Consider the following 17,094-nt stretch of genomic DNA (forward strand, 5'->3'; position numbering starts at 1 on the left):
TCAGACCACCAGGTTGACCAGACGACCCGGCACCACCACCACCTTCTTGGGCGGCTTGCCTTCGCTGAACTTGGCGAACTCTTCCGTGGCCAGCGCAGCGGCTTCGATCGTGGCCTTGTCGGCTTGTGGGCTGACCTTGATCGAACCACGCAGCTTGCCGTTGATCTGCAGCATCAGCTCGATCTCGTCTTGCACCAGGGCCGAGTCGTCGACCTTGGGCCAGGCGGCGTCGAGCAGGTCACCCATCTTGCCGGCGTAACCCAGCTGGCTCCACAAGCCGTGAGACAGGTGAGGCGTGGCCGGGTAGAGCGCGCGCAGCAAGATGCCAAAGCCTTCGATCAGGGCGATCTGGCCGTCGGCCGTGTCGGTGGCCTTGAAGCCTTCCAGCGCGTTGAGCATCTTCATCGCACCCGACACCACGGTGTTGTACTGCATGCGCTGGTAGTCGTAGTCCACCTGCTTGAGCACGGTGTGGATTTCCAGGCGCAGGGCCTTGGCATCCTTGCCGAACGCCACGTCAGCCAGCGAGGCAGCCTGTTCGGTCAGCGCGGCGGTGCCGGCATCCGTCAGGCCTTGCAGCTTCATGCCGAAGTTCCACACGCGGCGCAGGAAGCGGTAGCTGCCCTCCACGGCCGCGTCGTTCCACTCCAGCGTCAGCTCGGGCGGGGCGGTGAACATCGTGTAAATGCGGGCCGTGTCGGCGCCGTACTTCTCGATCAGTTCTTGCGGGTCGATGCCGTTGTTCTTTGACTTCGACATGGTGCCCACGCCTTCGTAGTCGATGGCGGTGCCCACCGGCAGCTTGCCGTCGGCGCTGTCGACTTCGTTGATCAGCTTGGCGCCAATGACCTTGCCAGCCTCGTCCATGACGTGCTCGACATCATGCGGCCAGAAGTACTCTTTGCCACCCTTGGCCGTGCGACGGCTGTAGATGTGGTTGAGCACCATGCCCTGCGTGAGCAGCTTCTTGAAGGGCTCATCGACCTTGACCAGACCCAGGTCACGCATGACCTTGGTCCAGAAGCGCGCGTACAGCAAGTGCAGGATGGCGTGTTCGATGCCACCGATGTACTGGTCCATGGGCATCCAGTAGTCGGTGCGCGCGTCCACCATCTGGCCGTGGTTGTCGGCGCAGGTGTAGCGCATGAAGTACCAGCTCGAGTCCACGAAGGTGTCCATCGTGTCGGTTTCGCGCTGGGCAGGCTTGCCGCACTTCGGGCAGCCGACGTTGAGGAAGTCGGGGCGCGACTTGAGCGGGTTGCCGCTGCCGTCCGGCACCACGTCTTCGGGCAGCACGACCGGCAGGTCCTTTTCAGGCACGGGCACAGGGCCGCAATCGGCGCAGTGGATGATGGGGATGGGGGTGCCCCAGTAGCGCTGGCGGCTGATGCCCCAGTCGCGCAGGCGCCAGGTGGTCTTCTTCTCGCCAATGCCCTTGGCGATCAGGATCTCGGCCACCTTGTTGACGGCGTCCTTGTAGCCCAGGCCATTCAAGACGTCGGAGTGGACGCACACGCCCTTTTGCTTGTCGCCGTACCACTCGGCCCAGGCGTCGGTGCTGAAGGTTTCGCCTTCCACGCCAATGACCTGCTGAATGGCGATGCCGTACTTCTTGGCAAAGGCGAAGTCACGCTCATCGTGGGCGGGCACGCCCATCACGGCGCCGTCGCCATAGGACATCAGCACATAGTTGCCCACCCAGACTTCGACCTGCTGGCCGGTGATGGGGTGGGTGACGAACAAGCCCGTGGGCACGCCCTTCTTCTCTTGCGTGGCCAGTTCGGCCTCGGTGGTGCCACCGTGCTTGCACTCGTCGATGAAGGCCTGCACCTCGGGCTTGGAGGCTGCGGCGTGCAGGGCCAGCGGGTGCTCGGCTGCCACGGCGCAGAAGGTCACGCCCATGATGGTGTCGGCGCGGGTGGTGAACACCCACAGCTGACCGTTGTTGATCTTCTGGCCGTCGGCGCCGGTGATGTCGTGGCTGAACGCAAAGCGCACGCCTTCGCTCTTGCCAATCCAGTTTTCCTGCATCAGGCGCACGCGCTCAGGCCAGCCCGACAGGTAGTTCTTGTCTTCAGGGTCCGCCACGGCACCCAGCAGCTCGTCGGCGTACTTGGTGATGTTCAGGTAGTAGCCGGGGATCTCGCGCTTTTCCACCAGGGCGCCTGAACGCCAGCCGCGGCCGTCGATCACCTGTTCGTTGGCCAGCACGGTCTGGTCGACCGGGTCCCAGTTGACGGTTTGCGTGCGGCGCTCGCAGATGCCGGCTTCCAGCATCTTGATGAACAGCCACTGGTTCCACTTGTAGTACTCGGGCTGGCAGGTGGCGATTTCGCGCGACCAGTCGATCGCCAGACCCATCGCCTTCATCTGCTTCTTCATGTAAGCGATGTTGTCGTAGGTCCACGCGGCGGGCGGCACCTTGTTCTTCAAGGCTGCGTTTTCAGCGGGCAGGCCGAAAGCATCCCAGCCCATGGGCATCAGCACGTTGTAGCCGTTCATGCGCAGGTAACGGGTCAACATGTCGTTGATCGTGTAGTTGCGCACGTGACCCATGTGCAGCTTGCCCGAAGGGTAGGGCAGCATGGAGCAGGCGTAGAACGACTTCTTGTCCTTGGTTTCGGTGACGCGGTAGGCGTCGTTGGCTTCCCAGTGCTGTTGGGCACGGGCTTCGACGGCACGCGGGTCGTAGGTCTGGTTATCGTTTTGTGCGCTCATAGGACGACTTGGTGAAAGGTCACCGCCAAGACAAGAGAGGCTGGCAGCCGGATTCCGGACAGGAATCCAGCTCCAGCCTGTGAAGGTGGAATCTGCTGATTATAGGAAGGTGTGGCTCAGGCGAGGCCTTCGGCCTTCAGCGCGGCCTGCACGGCCGGGCGCGCGGCCACGCGTGCCAGGAAAGCGGTGAGGTTCGTCCAGCCGCTCAGATCAAGCTGAATGAACTTGGCCCAGCCCAGCACGACGAAGAGGTAGGCGTCGGCCACGCTGAAGTGGTCGCCCAGCAAGAAGGGCTGACCCGCCAGTTGGGTGTCGGTGTAGGCCAGTCGGCGCTGCAGGTTGGCGCGGGCCATCTCTTTCATCTCCGGTGTGGCGGCCGGGTTGAAGAAAGGGCTGAAGTTCTTGTGCAGCTCGGTGCCGATGAAGGTCAGCCAGCTTTGCAGTTGGTAGCGGGCCAGGGTGCCGTTGGCGGGGGCCAGTTTCTTCTCGGGCACCAGGTCGGCCAGGTATTGCACGATGGCGGGCCCCTCGGTCAGCAAGGTGCCGTCGTCCAGTTGCAGGGCGGGCACATAGCCCTTGGGATTCAGGGCCGCGTAGTCGGCGCCGCTGGCGGTGACCTTGGTTTTCAGGTCCACCACTTCGGTTTCATAGGCCAGTCCGGCTTCTTCCAACACGATGTGGGGGGACAGGGAGCAGGCGCCGGGCTTCAGAAACAGCTTCATGGGGATCTCCGCAGGAAAAAAAGGGTGTTGCCGGATTGTGCGGCGAGTCCCTATTCCTTGTGCAACGGCAGGCCAAACACATGGTCAAACAGCCAGTTGAACCAGAAGGTGTAGACCAGAAACAGCAAGACCAGCCCCAGGTCGGCCACCAAGGCTTCCCACCAGGTCATGTGCAGCAGCCAGGCGATCACCGGGACGGTCATGATGACCAGTCCCCCTTCAAAGCCGATGGCATGCGCCAGGCGACGTCGCACGGTGCGGGCTGGGCTGGCTTGCCGGCGCTCCCAAGCTTCGAACAAGGTGTTGAACACCACATTCCAGATGAGTGCTTGCGCCGAGGTCAGCAAGCCCAGCGCCAGGCCTTGCTGGGCTGCTTGTCCGGTGACCAGGGGCACCAGCAGCGTGATCAGGCTGATGGCCAGGGCTTCGTACAGCAGGGCGTGCACGATTTTGCGCCGCGGTCCCCGCAGCGGAAACCACCACGCCATGTCAGTGCGTGCAGGCTTGTCGCACGGCGCGAGCCCACTGGTCCATCAATTGGTCGGCCCGATCCCGGGACAGGGTCGGGTAGAACGTGCGTTCGGCTTGCCACAGGCGTGCAATCACCTGGGTGTCGGCATAGATGCCGGTGGCCAGTCCTGCCAGATAGGCCGCGCCCAGGGCCGTGGTTTCGACCACGCGCGGGCGCACCACGGGGATGCCCAGCAAATCGGCCTGGAACTGCATGAGCAGGTTGTTGACGCAGGCGCCGCCGTCCACGCGCAACTCGGTGACGGGGCGTCCGCCCGTCGCGACCGCGTCGCGGCTCATGGCCTGAAGCAGGGCCGCGCTCTGGAATGCGATGGACTCCAGCGCTGCCCGGGCAATGTGCGCCACGGTGCTGCCACGCGTCAGGCCGACGATGGCACCCCGGGCCTCGCTGTCCCAGTAGGGCGCGCCCAGCCCGGTGAAGGCTGGCACGAACATGACGCCGCCGGCATCGGGCACGCTTTCGGCCAGGGACTGGACTTCGCTGGCCGCTCGAATGGCGTGCAGGCCGTCGCGCAACCACTGCACCACCGCGCCCCCGATGAACACACTGCCCTCCAGCGCGTAGGCGGGCTGTTGGGGCAACTGGGCCGCGGCGGTGGTGAGCATGCCGTTGGCGGAGTGGCTGGCGTGGGCCCCGGTGTGCATCAGCATGAAGCAACCGGTTCCGTAGGTGTTCTTGGCGAGCCCCGCCTCAAAGCCTGCCTGCCCAAAGAGGGCGGCTTGCTGGTCGCCGGCCATGCCGCCAATGGGCAGCGCCCCGAGGCCAGGCAGATCCAGATGGCTGCCCCAGATGCCGGGAGCCACCTCGCCATACAGGTGGCTGGATGGGTGGACGGTGGGTAGCACCTCGCGGGGGATGTCCAGCCGCTCGAGCAGGTCGTCGTCCCAGTCCTGGGTGTGGATGTTCCACAGCATGGTGCGCGAGGCGTTGCTCACGTCCGTGGCGTGGACCTGGCCGCCCGTGAGTTTCCACAGCAGCCAGCAGTCGACCGTGCCGAAAGCCAGTTCTCCGCGCTGAGCCGCCTCGCGGGCACCGGGCAGCGTGTCCAGCAGCCACTTGAGTTTGCTGCCCGAGAAATACGGGTCGATGACGAGGCCCGTGCGCGCACGGACCGTGTCGGCCCAGCCGGCTTCTCGCCATTGGGCGCATTGGGGTTCGGTGCGACGGTCTTGCCACACGATGGCGCGTGCCACGGGCTCGCCCGTGTCCCGACGCCACAGCACCGTGGTTTCACGCTGGTTGGTGATGCCCACGGCACGCACTTCGCGCAGATCGTGGCCCTGTGCGCGCAACTGCATGAGCGCGCTGTGGGCGGTGTCCCGCTGGGTTTGCCACAGCTCCAGCGGGTCGTGCTCGACCCATCCGGGTTGTGGGTAGTGCTGTCGGATTTCTTGCTGGGCGCTGGCCAGGATGTGGCCTTGCGCGTCAAACACGATGCTGCGGGAGCTGGAGGTGCCCTGGTCGAGCGCAAGGATCAAGGACATGTCATCAGGAGGCGATGGTCAGCAGGGTGCCCCATTCCTGCATCTGTTGGGCAAAAGGCGCAGGCGGCAAGGCCTCGGTGAACACCCGGCGGATGCCTGGCACCTTGCCGACTTCGGCGAGCGCGGGTTGGCCGAATTTGCTGACGTCGGCCACCAGCCAGGTTTCGCGGGCCTGATCACGCATGGCCTGGGCCACGGGCATTTCACGCTGGTCCCGGTCTCGGATGCTGCCATCGGCGTCGATGCCCAGGGCCGTCATGATGGTGATGTCCACCTTGAACTGTTTGAGGAAGTCCACGGTGCTGTCGCCTTCCAAGGCGCTGTCTCGGGAGCGCAAGACCCCGCCCGCCACGTGCACCTTGCAATCCGGGTGCTCGCTCAGCAGGCTGGCGACATGCAGGTTGTGGGTGATCACGCGCAGCCCGTTCTTCTTGAGCAGTTCGCGGGCCACGGCTTCCACAGTGGTCCCGATGCCGAGCATCAGCGTGCTGCCGTCCGGAATGGCGGCCGCCACCGAGCGGGCAATGCGGGCCTTGGCATCGGCCTTGAGGGCCTGGCGCTCTTTCCAGGCGCCGGCAGCCACGGCTTCACGCGGCAGACTGACCCCGCCGTGAAAGCGCAAGAGCAAGCCGGCTTCTGCCAGACGCTGCACATCCCGGCGCACGGTCTGCATGGTCACGTCCAGTCGCTGGGCCAGGCGCTCGACCGAGACCGCACCACGCGCACGGACTTCGTCAAGCAGCGCTTGCTGGCGCGGATTGGGGCTCCACGGGGAAACGGGCATGGACGAAGTCTCCTTGATCAATTAGGTTGCTTTTGTGTTGAGACAGGATTAAAAGCGAACGTATTCGATCACAAAGCTGCACCAGACAGCAATGACAAATTTCAGAGAGTGTGACCTGCGCATAAATCACGGTCAGCCGGGTTTCCTACCGGGTCGTCACGCTATTGCTTTCAGTCGAAATGAAAAAAGTGAAGCCCCTGAGCTAAGCTCTCAAAGTTGAAACAAATTGTGACAAACATCGTGGCCCCCATGTCTGAGTCGGCTGATCGCCCAGTGATCCTGGTGGTGGATGACACGCCAGAAAATCTGGTGGTCATCGGCGAGTGTTTGATGGCCGATTACCAGGTGCGGGTGGCCAATTCAGGGCAGCGTGCACTCGAGTTGGCGAACACCTTGCCTCGCCCGGATCTCATCTTGCTGGACATCATGATGCCGGGCATGGATGGCTACACCGTGCTGGGACGGTTGAAGGCGGATGTCAACACCAGTCAGATTCCGGTGATTTTTGTGACGGCCCTGGGCGCCACGGAAGACGAGGCGTATGGGTTGAACCAAGGCGCCGCAGACTACATCACCAAGCCCGTCAAACCGGCGATTGTCAAAGCACGCGTACAGACGCACCTGCAACTCAAACAGGCCCGCGACATCCTGCATGACAAGAATGCATGGCTTGAGCAGGAAGTGGAGCGGCGTGTCGAGCAGTACCACAAGCTGCAGGATGTGGTGCTGCGTGCTTTGGCCTGTCTGGCCGAGGTACGAGACAACGAAACCGGCAATCACATTCTGCGCACGCAGGCTTATGTGCGCGAATTGGCCATGGAGATGGCCACGCTGCCTCGCTACGCCGAGGTTCTTACCGCAGAAGTGATTGACGCCTATGCCAAAGCGGCTCCCCTGCACGACATTGGCAAGGTCGGCATTCCTGACAACATTCTTCTCAAGCCGGGCAAGCTCACACCTGAAGAGTGGGTGGTGATGATGACCCACGCCCAGATTGGGGCCGATGCGATCGTGCGCGCCATCCAACTCGAACCGGATCAGGAAGCCTTGAGTTTTCTGCATGACGCCATCGACATCGCTCGCCATCACCACGAAAAGTGGGATGGCTCGGGCTATCCCGATCACCTGAAGGGGGAAGCAATTCCGCTGTCGGCGCGGTTGATGGCCCTGGCGGACGTGTTTGATGCCCTCATCAGCAAGCGCACCTACAAGGACGCGTACAGTCTGGATCAAGCCGAAGCCATCCTGCTGCAAGGACGGGGGCAGCACTTCGATCCGGACGTGGTGGACGCCTATCTGCGTCGCCGTGAGGCCTTTGCGCGCATTGCAGCGAAGTTTGCCGAGAGGCCGCCCGAAGGTACGGCTGGAGCGCAATCATGAAGCGCAGTCGCTGGTTATTGGCGGTGGCCATCGTGTTGCTGGCGGGCGTATTGACGGTCGAGATGTTGACCTGGCTGGCTCACGATACCTGGCAGGAACTCTGGGTGGACCATCCGTGGATGCTGGAGATGGTGGTGTTGCTGGGCATGGGGTTGGCGGCTTTGCTGCTGCATGCCTGGTGGCGCAACAACCAGTTGCGTCAGGCGCGCACAGCGCTGACCGAACAAGTGGCGGCGCTGGACGCCGAACGCGCCCGATTGCGCACCCTGCTGCATGCCTTGCCCGATCTGGTCTGGATGAAGGATCCTGATGGGGTCTACATGTTCTGCAACCCGGGGTTTGAACCATTATGTGGTGCCCCCGAAGCGGCAGTGGTGGGGCGCCGCGATGAAGCCTTTGCGCCACCAGCGGTGGCCCAAGCCTTCCGCAAAGATGACCGCATCGCCATGGGCAGTGACAAGCCCCATGTGTTCGAAGAGTGGTTGACCTTCAAAGACGGCAGCTACACCGGGCTGTACCGGACGCACAAAGTGGCGGTGCGTGATGCACAGGGGCATGTGCTGGGTGTGTTGGGCGTGGCCCGAGACATCACCCGCGAGACCCAAGCCATTGACGAACTGCACGAGCGCGTGGCCGAACGCCAGTGCATGAATGAAGTGCTGCGCCTGACGGAAGACGAGGCACTGGATCCAGTGCAGATGTGGCAACAATTGGCGGCGGTGTTGCCACGTGGCTGGCATGACCCGGAGCGGTGTGCCGTGTCCATCGTGCTGGATGGAACGGTATATGGCGCGCCCATGCCAGAGGCGGAGGCGCATTGCCAGATCCGCTTCCCGTTTGGTGACGTGGTCCAGCCCGGCCTGATCGTTGGCCGCTGCCTCAAGCCCACGTGTGGTCCGTTGCCTCAAAAGCAAGCCTTGTTGCAAGCCGTGGCCGAGCGATTGACGCGCATGCTGTGGTTGCGCCGTGAGCGGGCTCTGGCACGCCGTCGTGAAGACATCTTTTCCGCCATTGTGTCGCTGGCAGAAGACGGCATTGCCTTGGTGGATGTCGAGACCTTGGGGTTCGTCGAATTCAACGATGCGGCGTGCCGTCTCATGGGCTACACCCGAGATGAAATGAGTGGCCTGGGCTTGCCCGATGTGCAAGGGGCCATGAACGAAGCCGAGATTCGGGACATGATCTCGCGCCACAAGCCCAACGAACATCAAGAGTTCGACACGCTGCGACGTCGCAAGGATGGCTCGTTGGTTCACATCCATGTGAGCGTGAAGTTGCTGACACTCGACGGTCGCCTTTATCTGTCTCAGATCTGGAGCGACATCACTCAGCGCATGGTGGCGCAGCGCGCCTTGATGGACGAACGGGCGAGACTGCAAAACATCCTGGATGCCACGCATGCTGGTGCGTGGGAATGGGTGATGGATCAGCCGGAGATTCACATCAATGCACGCTTTGCCGAGATGCTGGGCAGCACCTTGGCGAGCCTGACCCCCTTGACGCTGGCCCGCTTTTCGCCTCGAGTGCACCCCGACGATTTGCCGGAGTTGCGCCAGCGCTGGATTCAGCATCAGGAGGGTGTGACCAGCTACTTTGAGACCGAGTTCCGTGTGCGCCACGACGCCGGGCACTGGATTTGGGTGGCAGGGCGAGGACAACTGCTTCGTCAGGTTGATGAGCATCATCCCGGCGTCTTCAGCGGCATCTTGCTGGACATCACCGATGTGCGAGAGGCCGACGAGCGCCTGCGTCAAAGCGAAGAGCGCTTCCGCCGCTTGTTCAAGGAGTCTCGGCAACCTCAGTTTTTGGTCGAAGACGGGTGTTTTGTGGATGCCAACCAGGCCACGCTCGACATGTTGGGCTGCAGCAGCTTGGCGGACATTCTGGGTAAGCGGCCGGATGACTTCTCGCCGACCCATCAGCCTGACGGCAAGTTGTCACGCGATGAGGTTCCTCGCAAGGTCGAGCAAGCCATGTCGCAGGGCAGCTTGCGGTTTGAGTGGGTGCACACCAAGCTCGATGGCTCACCTTTTGATGCAGAGGTGCTGGTGACCATGATCGAGGTCGACGCAAAGCGCGTGCTTCACGTCGTGTGGACCGACATCACGGCGCGCAAGCATCTGGAAGCCCAGAGGCAGCAGTACGAACTGATTGTTCGATCATCCGAAGACGCCATCATCAGCACGGCGCTGGATGGCCGCATTCAGAGCTGGAACCCAGGGGCGGAGCGTATCTATGGCTACCAGGCCGAAGAAGTCATCGGGCAGCCGATGGCGCTGATGCTGCCGCCGGGTCGGGATCAGGAAGAGTCAGACATTCTGGCGCGCATTCGCCGAGGCGAGAAGGTCGAGCATCTCGAGTCTGAACGGGTGCGCAAGGATGGCCAGCACATCTTTGTTTCGGCCACGATTTCACCCATTCATGATTTACAGGGGCAAGTCATCGGCGCGTCCAAAATTGCGCGCGACATCACCGAAAAGCGAGAAATCGAAGAGACCATTCACAAGCTGTCTCTGGCGGTGGAGCAGAGCTCCAACGGCATCATGATCACCGACTTGGCGGGCCGCATCGAGTACGTCAACGAGTGCTTCTGTCAGACGACCGGTTACGGGCGGGCCGAGGCCATTGGCCGTTTTCCGCGCATGTTGCAGTCGGGGCGCACCGCCACGGCAACCTACGAAGACTTGTGGGCCACCTTGCTGCGTGGTGAGGTCTGGCACGGGGAGTTCATCAATCGTCGCAAGAATGGACAGGAATACGTCGAGGCCGCCAGCATCTCGCCGATGCGCAATCTGCAAGGGCAGGTGACGCACTATGTCGCCGTCAAAGAGGATGTGACGCAACGCAAGCGCGACGAGGCCGAACTGATCCTGCACCGTCAGCATCTGGAAGAGCTGGTGCAGACGCGGACGCTGGAGCTGGAGCAGGCCATGCAGGCGGCCGAAACCGCCAACCGCGCCAAGAGCACCTTCCTGGCCAACATGAGCCACGAAATCCGCACGCCCCTCAACGCCATCATTGGCTTTGCACACCTGCTCAAACCTCAGTTGCAGTCACCAGAGCAGTTGGCGCGGGTCGACAAGATCATGTTGTCGGGCAAGCATTTGCTGGGTGTCATCAATGACATCCTGGATTTGTCCAAGATCGAGGCTGAGCGCTTGCAACTGGAGCAGCATGCCTTCCTGATTCCAGCCACGATCGATCATGTGTTCAGCATGATGAGCGAGCGCTACCGTGCCAAGCATTTGACACTGCAGACCGACATCGATCCGCAGTTGTACGGCATGGCCGTGGAAGGCGATCCTCTGCGGCTGGGACAGATTTTGATCAACTATCTGGCCAACGCCGTGAAGTTCACTCACGAAGGCGGGGTCGTGTTGCGTGCGCAGTTGATTGCCCGCCAGTCGGATGAGATCCGTGTGCGGTTTGAAGTGCAAGACACCGGCATCGGCATCAGTGCCGATGACATGGAACGCCTGTTCTCTGCTTTTGAGCAGGCCGAGGCGTCGACCACGCGCAAATACGGCGGAACAGGACTTGGCCTGGCGATTTCGCGCAAGTTGGCACGCCTGATGGGCGGTGACGCCGGTGTGGACAGTGAGTTGGGCAAAGGCAGCCGCTTCTGGTTCACGGTTTGCCTGAAACCTGGTGACCGCGCCAAGCTTCCGCAAGTGACCCCGCGCGTGGCTGCCGAGTTGCGCGCGGGGGCCCATGTGCTGCTGGTGGAAGACAACCAGATCAATCAGGAAGTGGCCTCCGAGATCCTGAAGAGCTTTGGTTTGAGCGTGGATCTGGCAGGCAACGGACAGGAAGCCTTGACCCTGTTGCAGGATCACGCCTATGACCTGATCCTGATGGACATGCAGATGCCCGTGATGGATGGCGTGACCGCGACGCAGAAAATTCGTCTGCTGCCGAAGGGGGGTGATGTTCCCATCGTGGCCATGACGGCCAATGCGTTCACGGAAGACCGCTTGCGTTGCGAAGCCGCGGGCATGAATGGCTTTGTGGCCAAGCCGGTGGAGCCCGACATGTTGCGGCAGGTGCTGTCGCAGTGGCTGGCCGTGTCGGAGGCGCAGCGCGCCAGCGACCGAATGCCGCTGGCGGTCACTTGGCCGGCCGGCGTCATCGATACCGATGCCGGGGTGGCCTACCTCGGGGGTCGGCGAGAACGCTATTTGCAAATGCTCAAGACTTTCCGTACGGCCCATGCGCACGACATCCAGCGCATGGAAGCGCTGTTGCGTGATGAGCATTGGGGCGAGTTGCAGCGTGCAGCCCATTCGCTCAAGTCGGTGGCGGCCATTTTGGGCATGCGTGCGTTGCGTGATGCCGCTGAAACCCTGGAGTTGGCGTACCACGCTGATGTGGATGCCGTGGCGTGGCAGCCCTTGCTATCGGCTGTTGAGGCTGCGCTCCGTCCTGTGATGGCGCACATAGATCAGATTCTGTCCTTGTCTGACGAGTCACCAGTCATGCCGGCCACCTCGCCCGAGCTGGTGGCAGGCCTGAGAAGACTGCATCAAAGTCTGGTGCAAAACGACATGCAGGCCTATGTGACCTGGCGCGAGTTGGGGCCGCCCATGCGGGCCGCATGGCCCGACGAAACCTGGAATGAGTTGAATCGTGCGATTGAGGCGTTTGACTTCGCAGCCGCCTTGACCACGCTGGACACCGCATTGACGCTGGATCAGGGGTGGCAATGAGCGATACCAACAGTTTCCATCGCGCCAACAGTCTGCTGGGTTCGGATCAGAGCTGTGATGTGTTGGTGGTTGGCGGCGGGATCAACGGTACCGGCATCGCGCGTGATCTGGCCGGACGGGGGTGGCGTGTCGTCTTGTGTGAGCAAGACGATTTGGGCGCGCATACCTCGTCGGCGTCCTCCAAACTGATTCATGGCGGACTGCGCTACCTGGAGTACCGGGAATTTGGCCTGGTGCGCAAAGCCCTGCTCGAGCGGGAGCGACTGCTGCGCTCCGCTCCGCACATCATGTGGCCCATGCGGTTTGTGTTGCCGCACGATGCCCACATGCGCCCCGCATGGATGATTCGGCTGGGCCTATGGTTGTATGACCACTTGGCGCCCAGACGCTTCCTGCCGGGCTGTGAAACGGTGGATCTGAACCATTCTCCGTTGGGGGCACCGTTGCAGCCACAGTGGCAGCGTGGCTTTGTCTATTCTGATGGCTGGGTAGACGATGCCAGACTGGTCGTGCTGTGTGCGATGGATGCATCCGAGCTCGGGGCCAGCATCCTCACACGGACGCGCTGTACAGCCATCACACCCGATGGCGATGGATGGTGCGCCACCCTGCAGGCACAAGGTGCACGGGAGCCCACGACCTTGCGGGCCCGAGCCGTCGTCAATGCCGCAGGGCCTTGGGTGGAGCGCGTGTTGCGCGATGGCATGGGCGTGCGCAGCAACCCGACACACCTGCGGCTGGTCAAGGGCAGCCACATCGTGGTGCCGCGCTGCACAGCGCATGACCACGCCTACATCTTGCAGGGGGAGGATGGCCGCATCGTGTTCGTGATCCCTTACGAGCAGGACTTCACCCTCATCGGCACCACCGATGTGGCGTTCCAGGGCGATCCATCGGCCGTGCGCATTGACGACGATGAAGTTGCCTACCTTTGCCAAACGGTCAATCGCTATCTGAAGCAGGCCGTGACACCGCAAGACGTTCGGTGGAGCTACGCCGGGGTGCGCCCCTTGCTGGACGACGCGCAGAGCTCGGCCTCGGCGGTGACACGAGACTATCGACTGCAGGTGAGTAACGAACCTGCGCCCTGGCTCACCGTGTGGGGCGGCAAGATCACGACCTTTCGGGTACTGGCTGAGCAGGCGGCGACGCAGGTGGGGGAGTTGCTGGGCTCCCGTCGCTTGCCCTGGACCGCACACGCGTGGCTGCCGGGTGGCAACTTGCTGGAGCATGTGAACACCGAAGAGGTGTTGATTCATCCTCAGGCCGCCTTTGCCGGTTTACAGGCGCATCTGCTGCGCCAGTTGCCCTGGCTGGACGATGCCCTGGCATCCCGGTGGTGTCGCGCTTATGGTGGCCGGGTGTTTCGGATGCTGGCGCATGTCTCGCATCCTGATGCACTGGGGCGGGAGGTGTCGCCCGGCTTGCATGAGATCGAGCTGAGCTACCTCAGAAGGCATGAGTGGGCCAGAACGGCCGAAGACATCCTGTGGCGCCGCAGCAAGCTTGGCTTGCATTACTCCCCCAGTGAGCGGCAAGCCGTAGCAGACTGGCTGACCGCACAGGGGTGAGTACCCTCACTCCTCTTCGCGCGGCATCAGAAAGTGGCCGCGCGCATTGGCCACAGGGCGTTGTGGGTCATCCTGCCAGATGGACACTTGAGCCAGCGCCACGCGGTTGCCTTGACGCACGGTGGTGCATTGCGCAAAGGTGTCGACCGGCTTGGCCGAGCGCATGTACGCAATGGCAAAGTCGACGCTGCGCGGTACGCCAATGCCTGGATTGGTGTCGATCAGGTGCAGCAGCATGGCGGTTTCACCGAAACCGGCCAGCACGCCACCATGAATGGCGGGCAGCATCGGGTTGCCGACCAATTCAGACTTGAAGGGCAGGCGGAACACCGGCCCGGCATCAATTTGCGCTTGCTTGTGGATGTTCAGGAACTCCACGTAGGGCGAGCGGCCGCCAGCCAGGGCCGGGACCTCGGGGGTGTCGGCGGCCACGCTGGTGATGAAATGACTGGTCTCCACGCTGGTGGGGGCGATCAGGTTGGCGGCTGCTTCAGACGGCGTCGGGGTCGACTTCAGATCTTTGCGCCGCGTGTTGGCCGTGGCGCGCATGAAGGTGGCGTTCACCGTGGCGACCGGTTCAGACTGGCCCAACTGGAACAACTCACCTCGTACGAAGGCCACGCTGCGCGACAGTCGATGGCACTCGGCGCGGCAAATCGTGTTGATGTTGGCCACAGGCGGGCGCAGGTAGTCCATGCGCAGGTCCAGCGTGGCGAAGGGCTCCATCTCATCCAAAGCACAGCCCACGGCCACACCGCAGGCGGTGTCGGCCAAGACGCTGAGGCAACCCGGGTGGATCAGGTTGCGTGTCGTGTCACCTGTCCAGGTGTCGCGAGCGGGCAGCAGCAGGCTCGCGTGGCCTTTGCCCATGTCCACCACCTGCATGCCTGAATGGGCGGCATACGGGATGCCGGAGATGAAGGCCTGAACCCAGGTGGTGCGGGAGTCACCGCTGAAGATGCTCATGATGTGGACTGCCTCAGTGAAAACACGTAGAGGCGTCATTGTCCACAAACTCGACGGCCTTGTGTCTCGTTGCGGCAGAAATTGACAATCAAGGTCACATTTTCCGCATCTTCTGGCAGATTAGCGCAGCCTGAACTGGTCCACTGCGTCGACGAGCGCAGCGGTTTCCTGGCGCACCGCATCGACGGTTGCAGCAGATTCTTCGGCCAGGGCCGCGTTCTGCTGGGTGGCCTGATCCAGGTGCGACATGGCCTGGTCGATCTGACGGATGCCGCTGGCCTGTTCGCTCAGCGAGTGGGTAACCTGCGCGATCAGGTGCGAGACCTCCTGAACGGCCGCCACGACTTGCCCGATGGTCTGGCCGGCGTGATTGACCAGGTCGGAGCCGGCTTCCACCTTTTCCACCGAGGCACGAATCAGCGAGGCAATTTCCTTGGCTGCGGTGGCGCTGCGCTGGGCCAGCGTGCGGACCTCACCGGCCACCACGGCAAAGCCCCGCCCTTGTTCGCCGGCACGTGCGGCTTCCACGGCCGCATTCAGCGCCAGGATATTGGTCTGGAAGGCAATGCCATCGATCACCGAGATGATGTCTGCAATTTTTTGAGACGACTGCAGGATCTCGTTCATGCTGGCCACCACCTGCTTGACGGTTTCGCCGCCTTGCTCAGCCACGCTGGCAGCTGATGCGGCTTGCGCGTTGGCGGTCTGAACGTGGTGCACGCTTTCCTGCACCGAGCCATTGAGTTGTTCAACGCTCGAGGCGGTCTTCTGAATCGTCGCAGCCTGCTGCTCCGTGCGCTGCGACAAGTCCACGTGACCGCTGGCCACTTCGTTCATGCTGGAGGCCACGGCCTCGGATCGTTGGCGCACATCGTCCACCACACGAGCCAGACTGTCTTTCATGTCCGACAGCGCCTGCATCAACTGCCCCATCTCATCGCTTGAGTGCACATAAACGGGTGTGGCCAGATCACCCGTGGCAATTCGCTGTGCCGTTTGCAGGGCCTCGGTCAAGGGGGCCATGGTGGCGCGTCGGATCAGCAGGAAACTGGCACACAAGGCTGCCAGGCCGATCAGATTGAGCACGATGACCGTGGTACGGATGAAGCTCACGGCATCACTGACCAGCAGGACGAATTGGTTGCTGTTGTCCATGACCTGCGCCATGTCGCTGCTGAGCGCTTCGACCAGCGCCGCATCGACCGGTCCGTTGCTGGCTTGAATGGTCTGTCGCATGTGCCGCAGTTCGCCCACATCCTTGATCGGCAGATCAATGACGGGTGCAAAGCCAATGACGCGGAATGCCCAGATTTCAATGCCGAACAACTCTTTGTCGACACTGCTGGCGATATCGATGGCGCGGTCAATGTGTTTCAGCAGGTCGGCGCGCGTGGTCTGGCTCTTGTCGGGGGCCATGCGAGCCATCTCCAGTTGGTGCGACAAAGACAGCGCAGCACTGATGTGCTCACGTTCGAGGTAATGGAAAGTGGCAGCTTTGCTCAGCAAGCGGATGCCGAGCAAGACCACCGCTGAGACGGCCAGCACGATACTCAGGCCGACAATGAACTTCTGACGGAGAGTGAGATGGGAGGGCATCGAGAATGTCCGAAATACGCTGTAACAACGGTATATCGGTCACCGGCACGCGAGACTGAAGTTTGAGATCTCAGGGCTTGGGCTGCAGATGAATGGCCAGTCCGCTTGATGTCACTTGAATGTCTTTCACCTCATAGCCCAGGCGGTGGGCCGTTTGCAGGTCTTCGGGCTTGAACTGGTGGATCGTGTAGTCCTGCAGACGGTCTTCCGCCAGCAGGGCGCCAAGGCGCGTCAGACCACGCTGATAGGCCTCGGGGACGCCGGCAATCTGCACCTGGTCCACCTGGACCTGGGTGAGGCGGATGCTGTGATCCGTGGGCACATAGCGCAGGCCAAAGCTCACCTGAATTTGCCCTTGGTAAGACTGGCCCATCAAGCGGTCACGCGCCTGCACAGGGATGGCCGCACGCACCCGGTTGGTGTCGGCCTGCATGGTCAGGCTGGGGCGGGTGGCTTGCACCTCCAGCAGGTTCAGCACCCGTTGACTGACCGGGAAGCGTTTGTCGAGCTTCTCGGTCAGTTCCTGTTGCGAGATCTCGACCGTGCGGGGGCCCAGCAGACTGGCGCAGGCTGCCAAGCCCAGCACCGGCAAGCTCATCCACACCCAACGTCGCTGGCGGCACACTTCAGTCATC

The 17,094-nt window shown here is 62.4% G+C and carries 11 protein-coding genes; 3 read left to right on the forward strand and 8 right to left on the reverse strand.

Annotation, left to right across the window (positions count from 1 at the left end; all coding sequences use genetic code 11):
• From leuS to ACOYNB_RS00855, 5 genes are all read right to left on the reverse strand, one after another.
• The gene (gene leuS / locus ACOYNB_RS00835; protein ID WP_422837215.1) at window positions 1–2,718 is read right to left on the reverse strand and encodes a leucine--tRNA ligase; all 2,718 of its coding nucleotides are present in this window, start codon (window positions 2,716–2,718) and stop codon (window positions 1–3) included.
• Window positions 2,719–2,834: 116 nt separating this feature from the next.
• Window positions 2,835–3,440, reverse strand: coding sequence for a glutathione transferase GstA (gstA, locus tag ACOYNB_RS00840; protein ID WP_422837216.1), 606 nt, complete (start codon window positions 3,438–3,440; stop codon window positions 2,835–2,837).
• Window positions 3,441–3,490: 50 nt separating this feature from the next.
• Window positions 3,491–3,928, reverse strand: a complete 438-nt coding sequence (locus ACOYNB_RS00845; protein ID WP_422837217.1) for a PACE efflux transporter — start codon at window positions 3,926–3,928, stop codon at window positions 3,491–3,493.
• Window position 3,929: 1 nt separating this feature from the next.
• The gene (glpK, locus tag ACOYNB_RS00850; RefSeq protein ID WP_422837218.1) at window positions 3,930–5,456 is read right to left on the reverse strand and encodes a glycerol kinase GlpK; all 1,527 of its coding nucleotides are present in this window, start codon (window positions 5,454–5,456) and stop codon (window positions 3,930–3,932) included.
• A 4-nt stretch (window positions 5,457–5,460) separates the two neighbouring features.
• Window positions 5,461–6,240, reverse strand: a complete 780-nt coding sequence (locus tag ACOYNB_RS00855) for a DeoR/GlpR family DNA-binding transcription regulator (protein WP_422837219.1) — start codon at window positions 6,238–6,240, stop codon at window positions 5,461–5,463.
• Between the two features lie 249 nt (window positions 6,241–6,489).
• On the opposite strand from ACOYNB_RS00855, the gene ACOYNB_RS00860 reads away from it, so the two are divergent.
• Genes ACOYNB_RS00860 through glpD form a run of 3 tightly spaced genes read left to right on the forward strand, consistent with a single transcriptional unit; the run spans window position 6,490 to window position 13,897 of the window.
• Window positions 6,490–7,620, forward strand: a complete 1,131-nt coding sequence (locus ACOYNB_RS00860; protein ID WP_422837220.1) for an HD-GYP domain-containing protein — start codon at window positions 6,490–6,492, stop codon at window positions 7,618–7,620.
• Complete coding sequence (locus ACOYNB_RS00865; protein ID WP_422837221.1) at window positions 7,617–12,326, forward strand: PAS domain S-box protein; 4,710 nt, start codon at window positions 7,617–7,619, stop codon at window positions 12,324–12,326. Before ACOYNB_RS00860 ends, ACOYNB_RS00865 begins: the two co-directional genes overlap by 4 nt.
• Complete coding sequence (gene glpD / locus ACOYNB_RS00870; protein ID WP_422837222.1) at window positions 12,323–13,897, forward strand: glycerol-3-phosphate dehydrogenase; 1,575 nt, start codon at window positions 12,323–12,325, stop codon at window positions 13,895–13,897. The genes ACOYNB_RS00865 and glpD overlap by 4 nt, the downstream gene beginning before the upstream one ends.
• Before the next feature lie 6 nt (window positions 13,898–13,903).
• Here the strand turns inward: glpD and ACOYNB_RS00875 are convergent, their stop codons facing one another.
• From ACOYNB_RS00875 to ACOYNB_RS00885, 3 genes are all read right to left on the reverse strand, one after another.
• Window positions 13,904–14,863, reverse strand: coding sequence for a PaaI family thioesterase (locus ACOYNB_RS00875; RefSeq protein WP_422837223.1), 960 nt, complete (start codon window positions 14,861–14,863; stop codon window positions 13,904–13,906).
• A gap of 120 nt (window positions 14,864–14,983) precedes the next feature.
• Window positions 14,984–16,459 (reverse strand): methyl-accepting chemotaxis protein, encoded by a 1,476-nt coding sequence (locus tag ACOYNB_RS00880; protein WP_422837224.1) that lies wholly within the window; start codon window positions 16,457–16,459, stop codon window positions 14,984–14,986.
• 70 nt (window positions 16,460–16,529) lie between these two features.
• Complete coding sequence (locus tag ACOYNB_RS00885; protein WP_422837225.1) at window positions 16,530–17,093, reverse strand: hypothetical protein; 564 nt, start codon at window positions 17,091–17,093, stop codon at window positions 16,530–16,532.
• Between the last annotated feature and the right edge of the window lies 1 nt (window position 17,094).

This window comes from Aquabacterium sp., assembly GCF_049317225.1.
Classification (GTDB): Bacteria; Pseudomonadota; Gammaproteobacteria; order Burkholderiales; family Burkholderiaceae_C; genus Aquabacterium.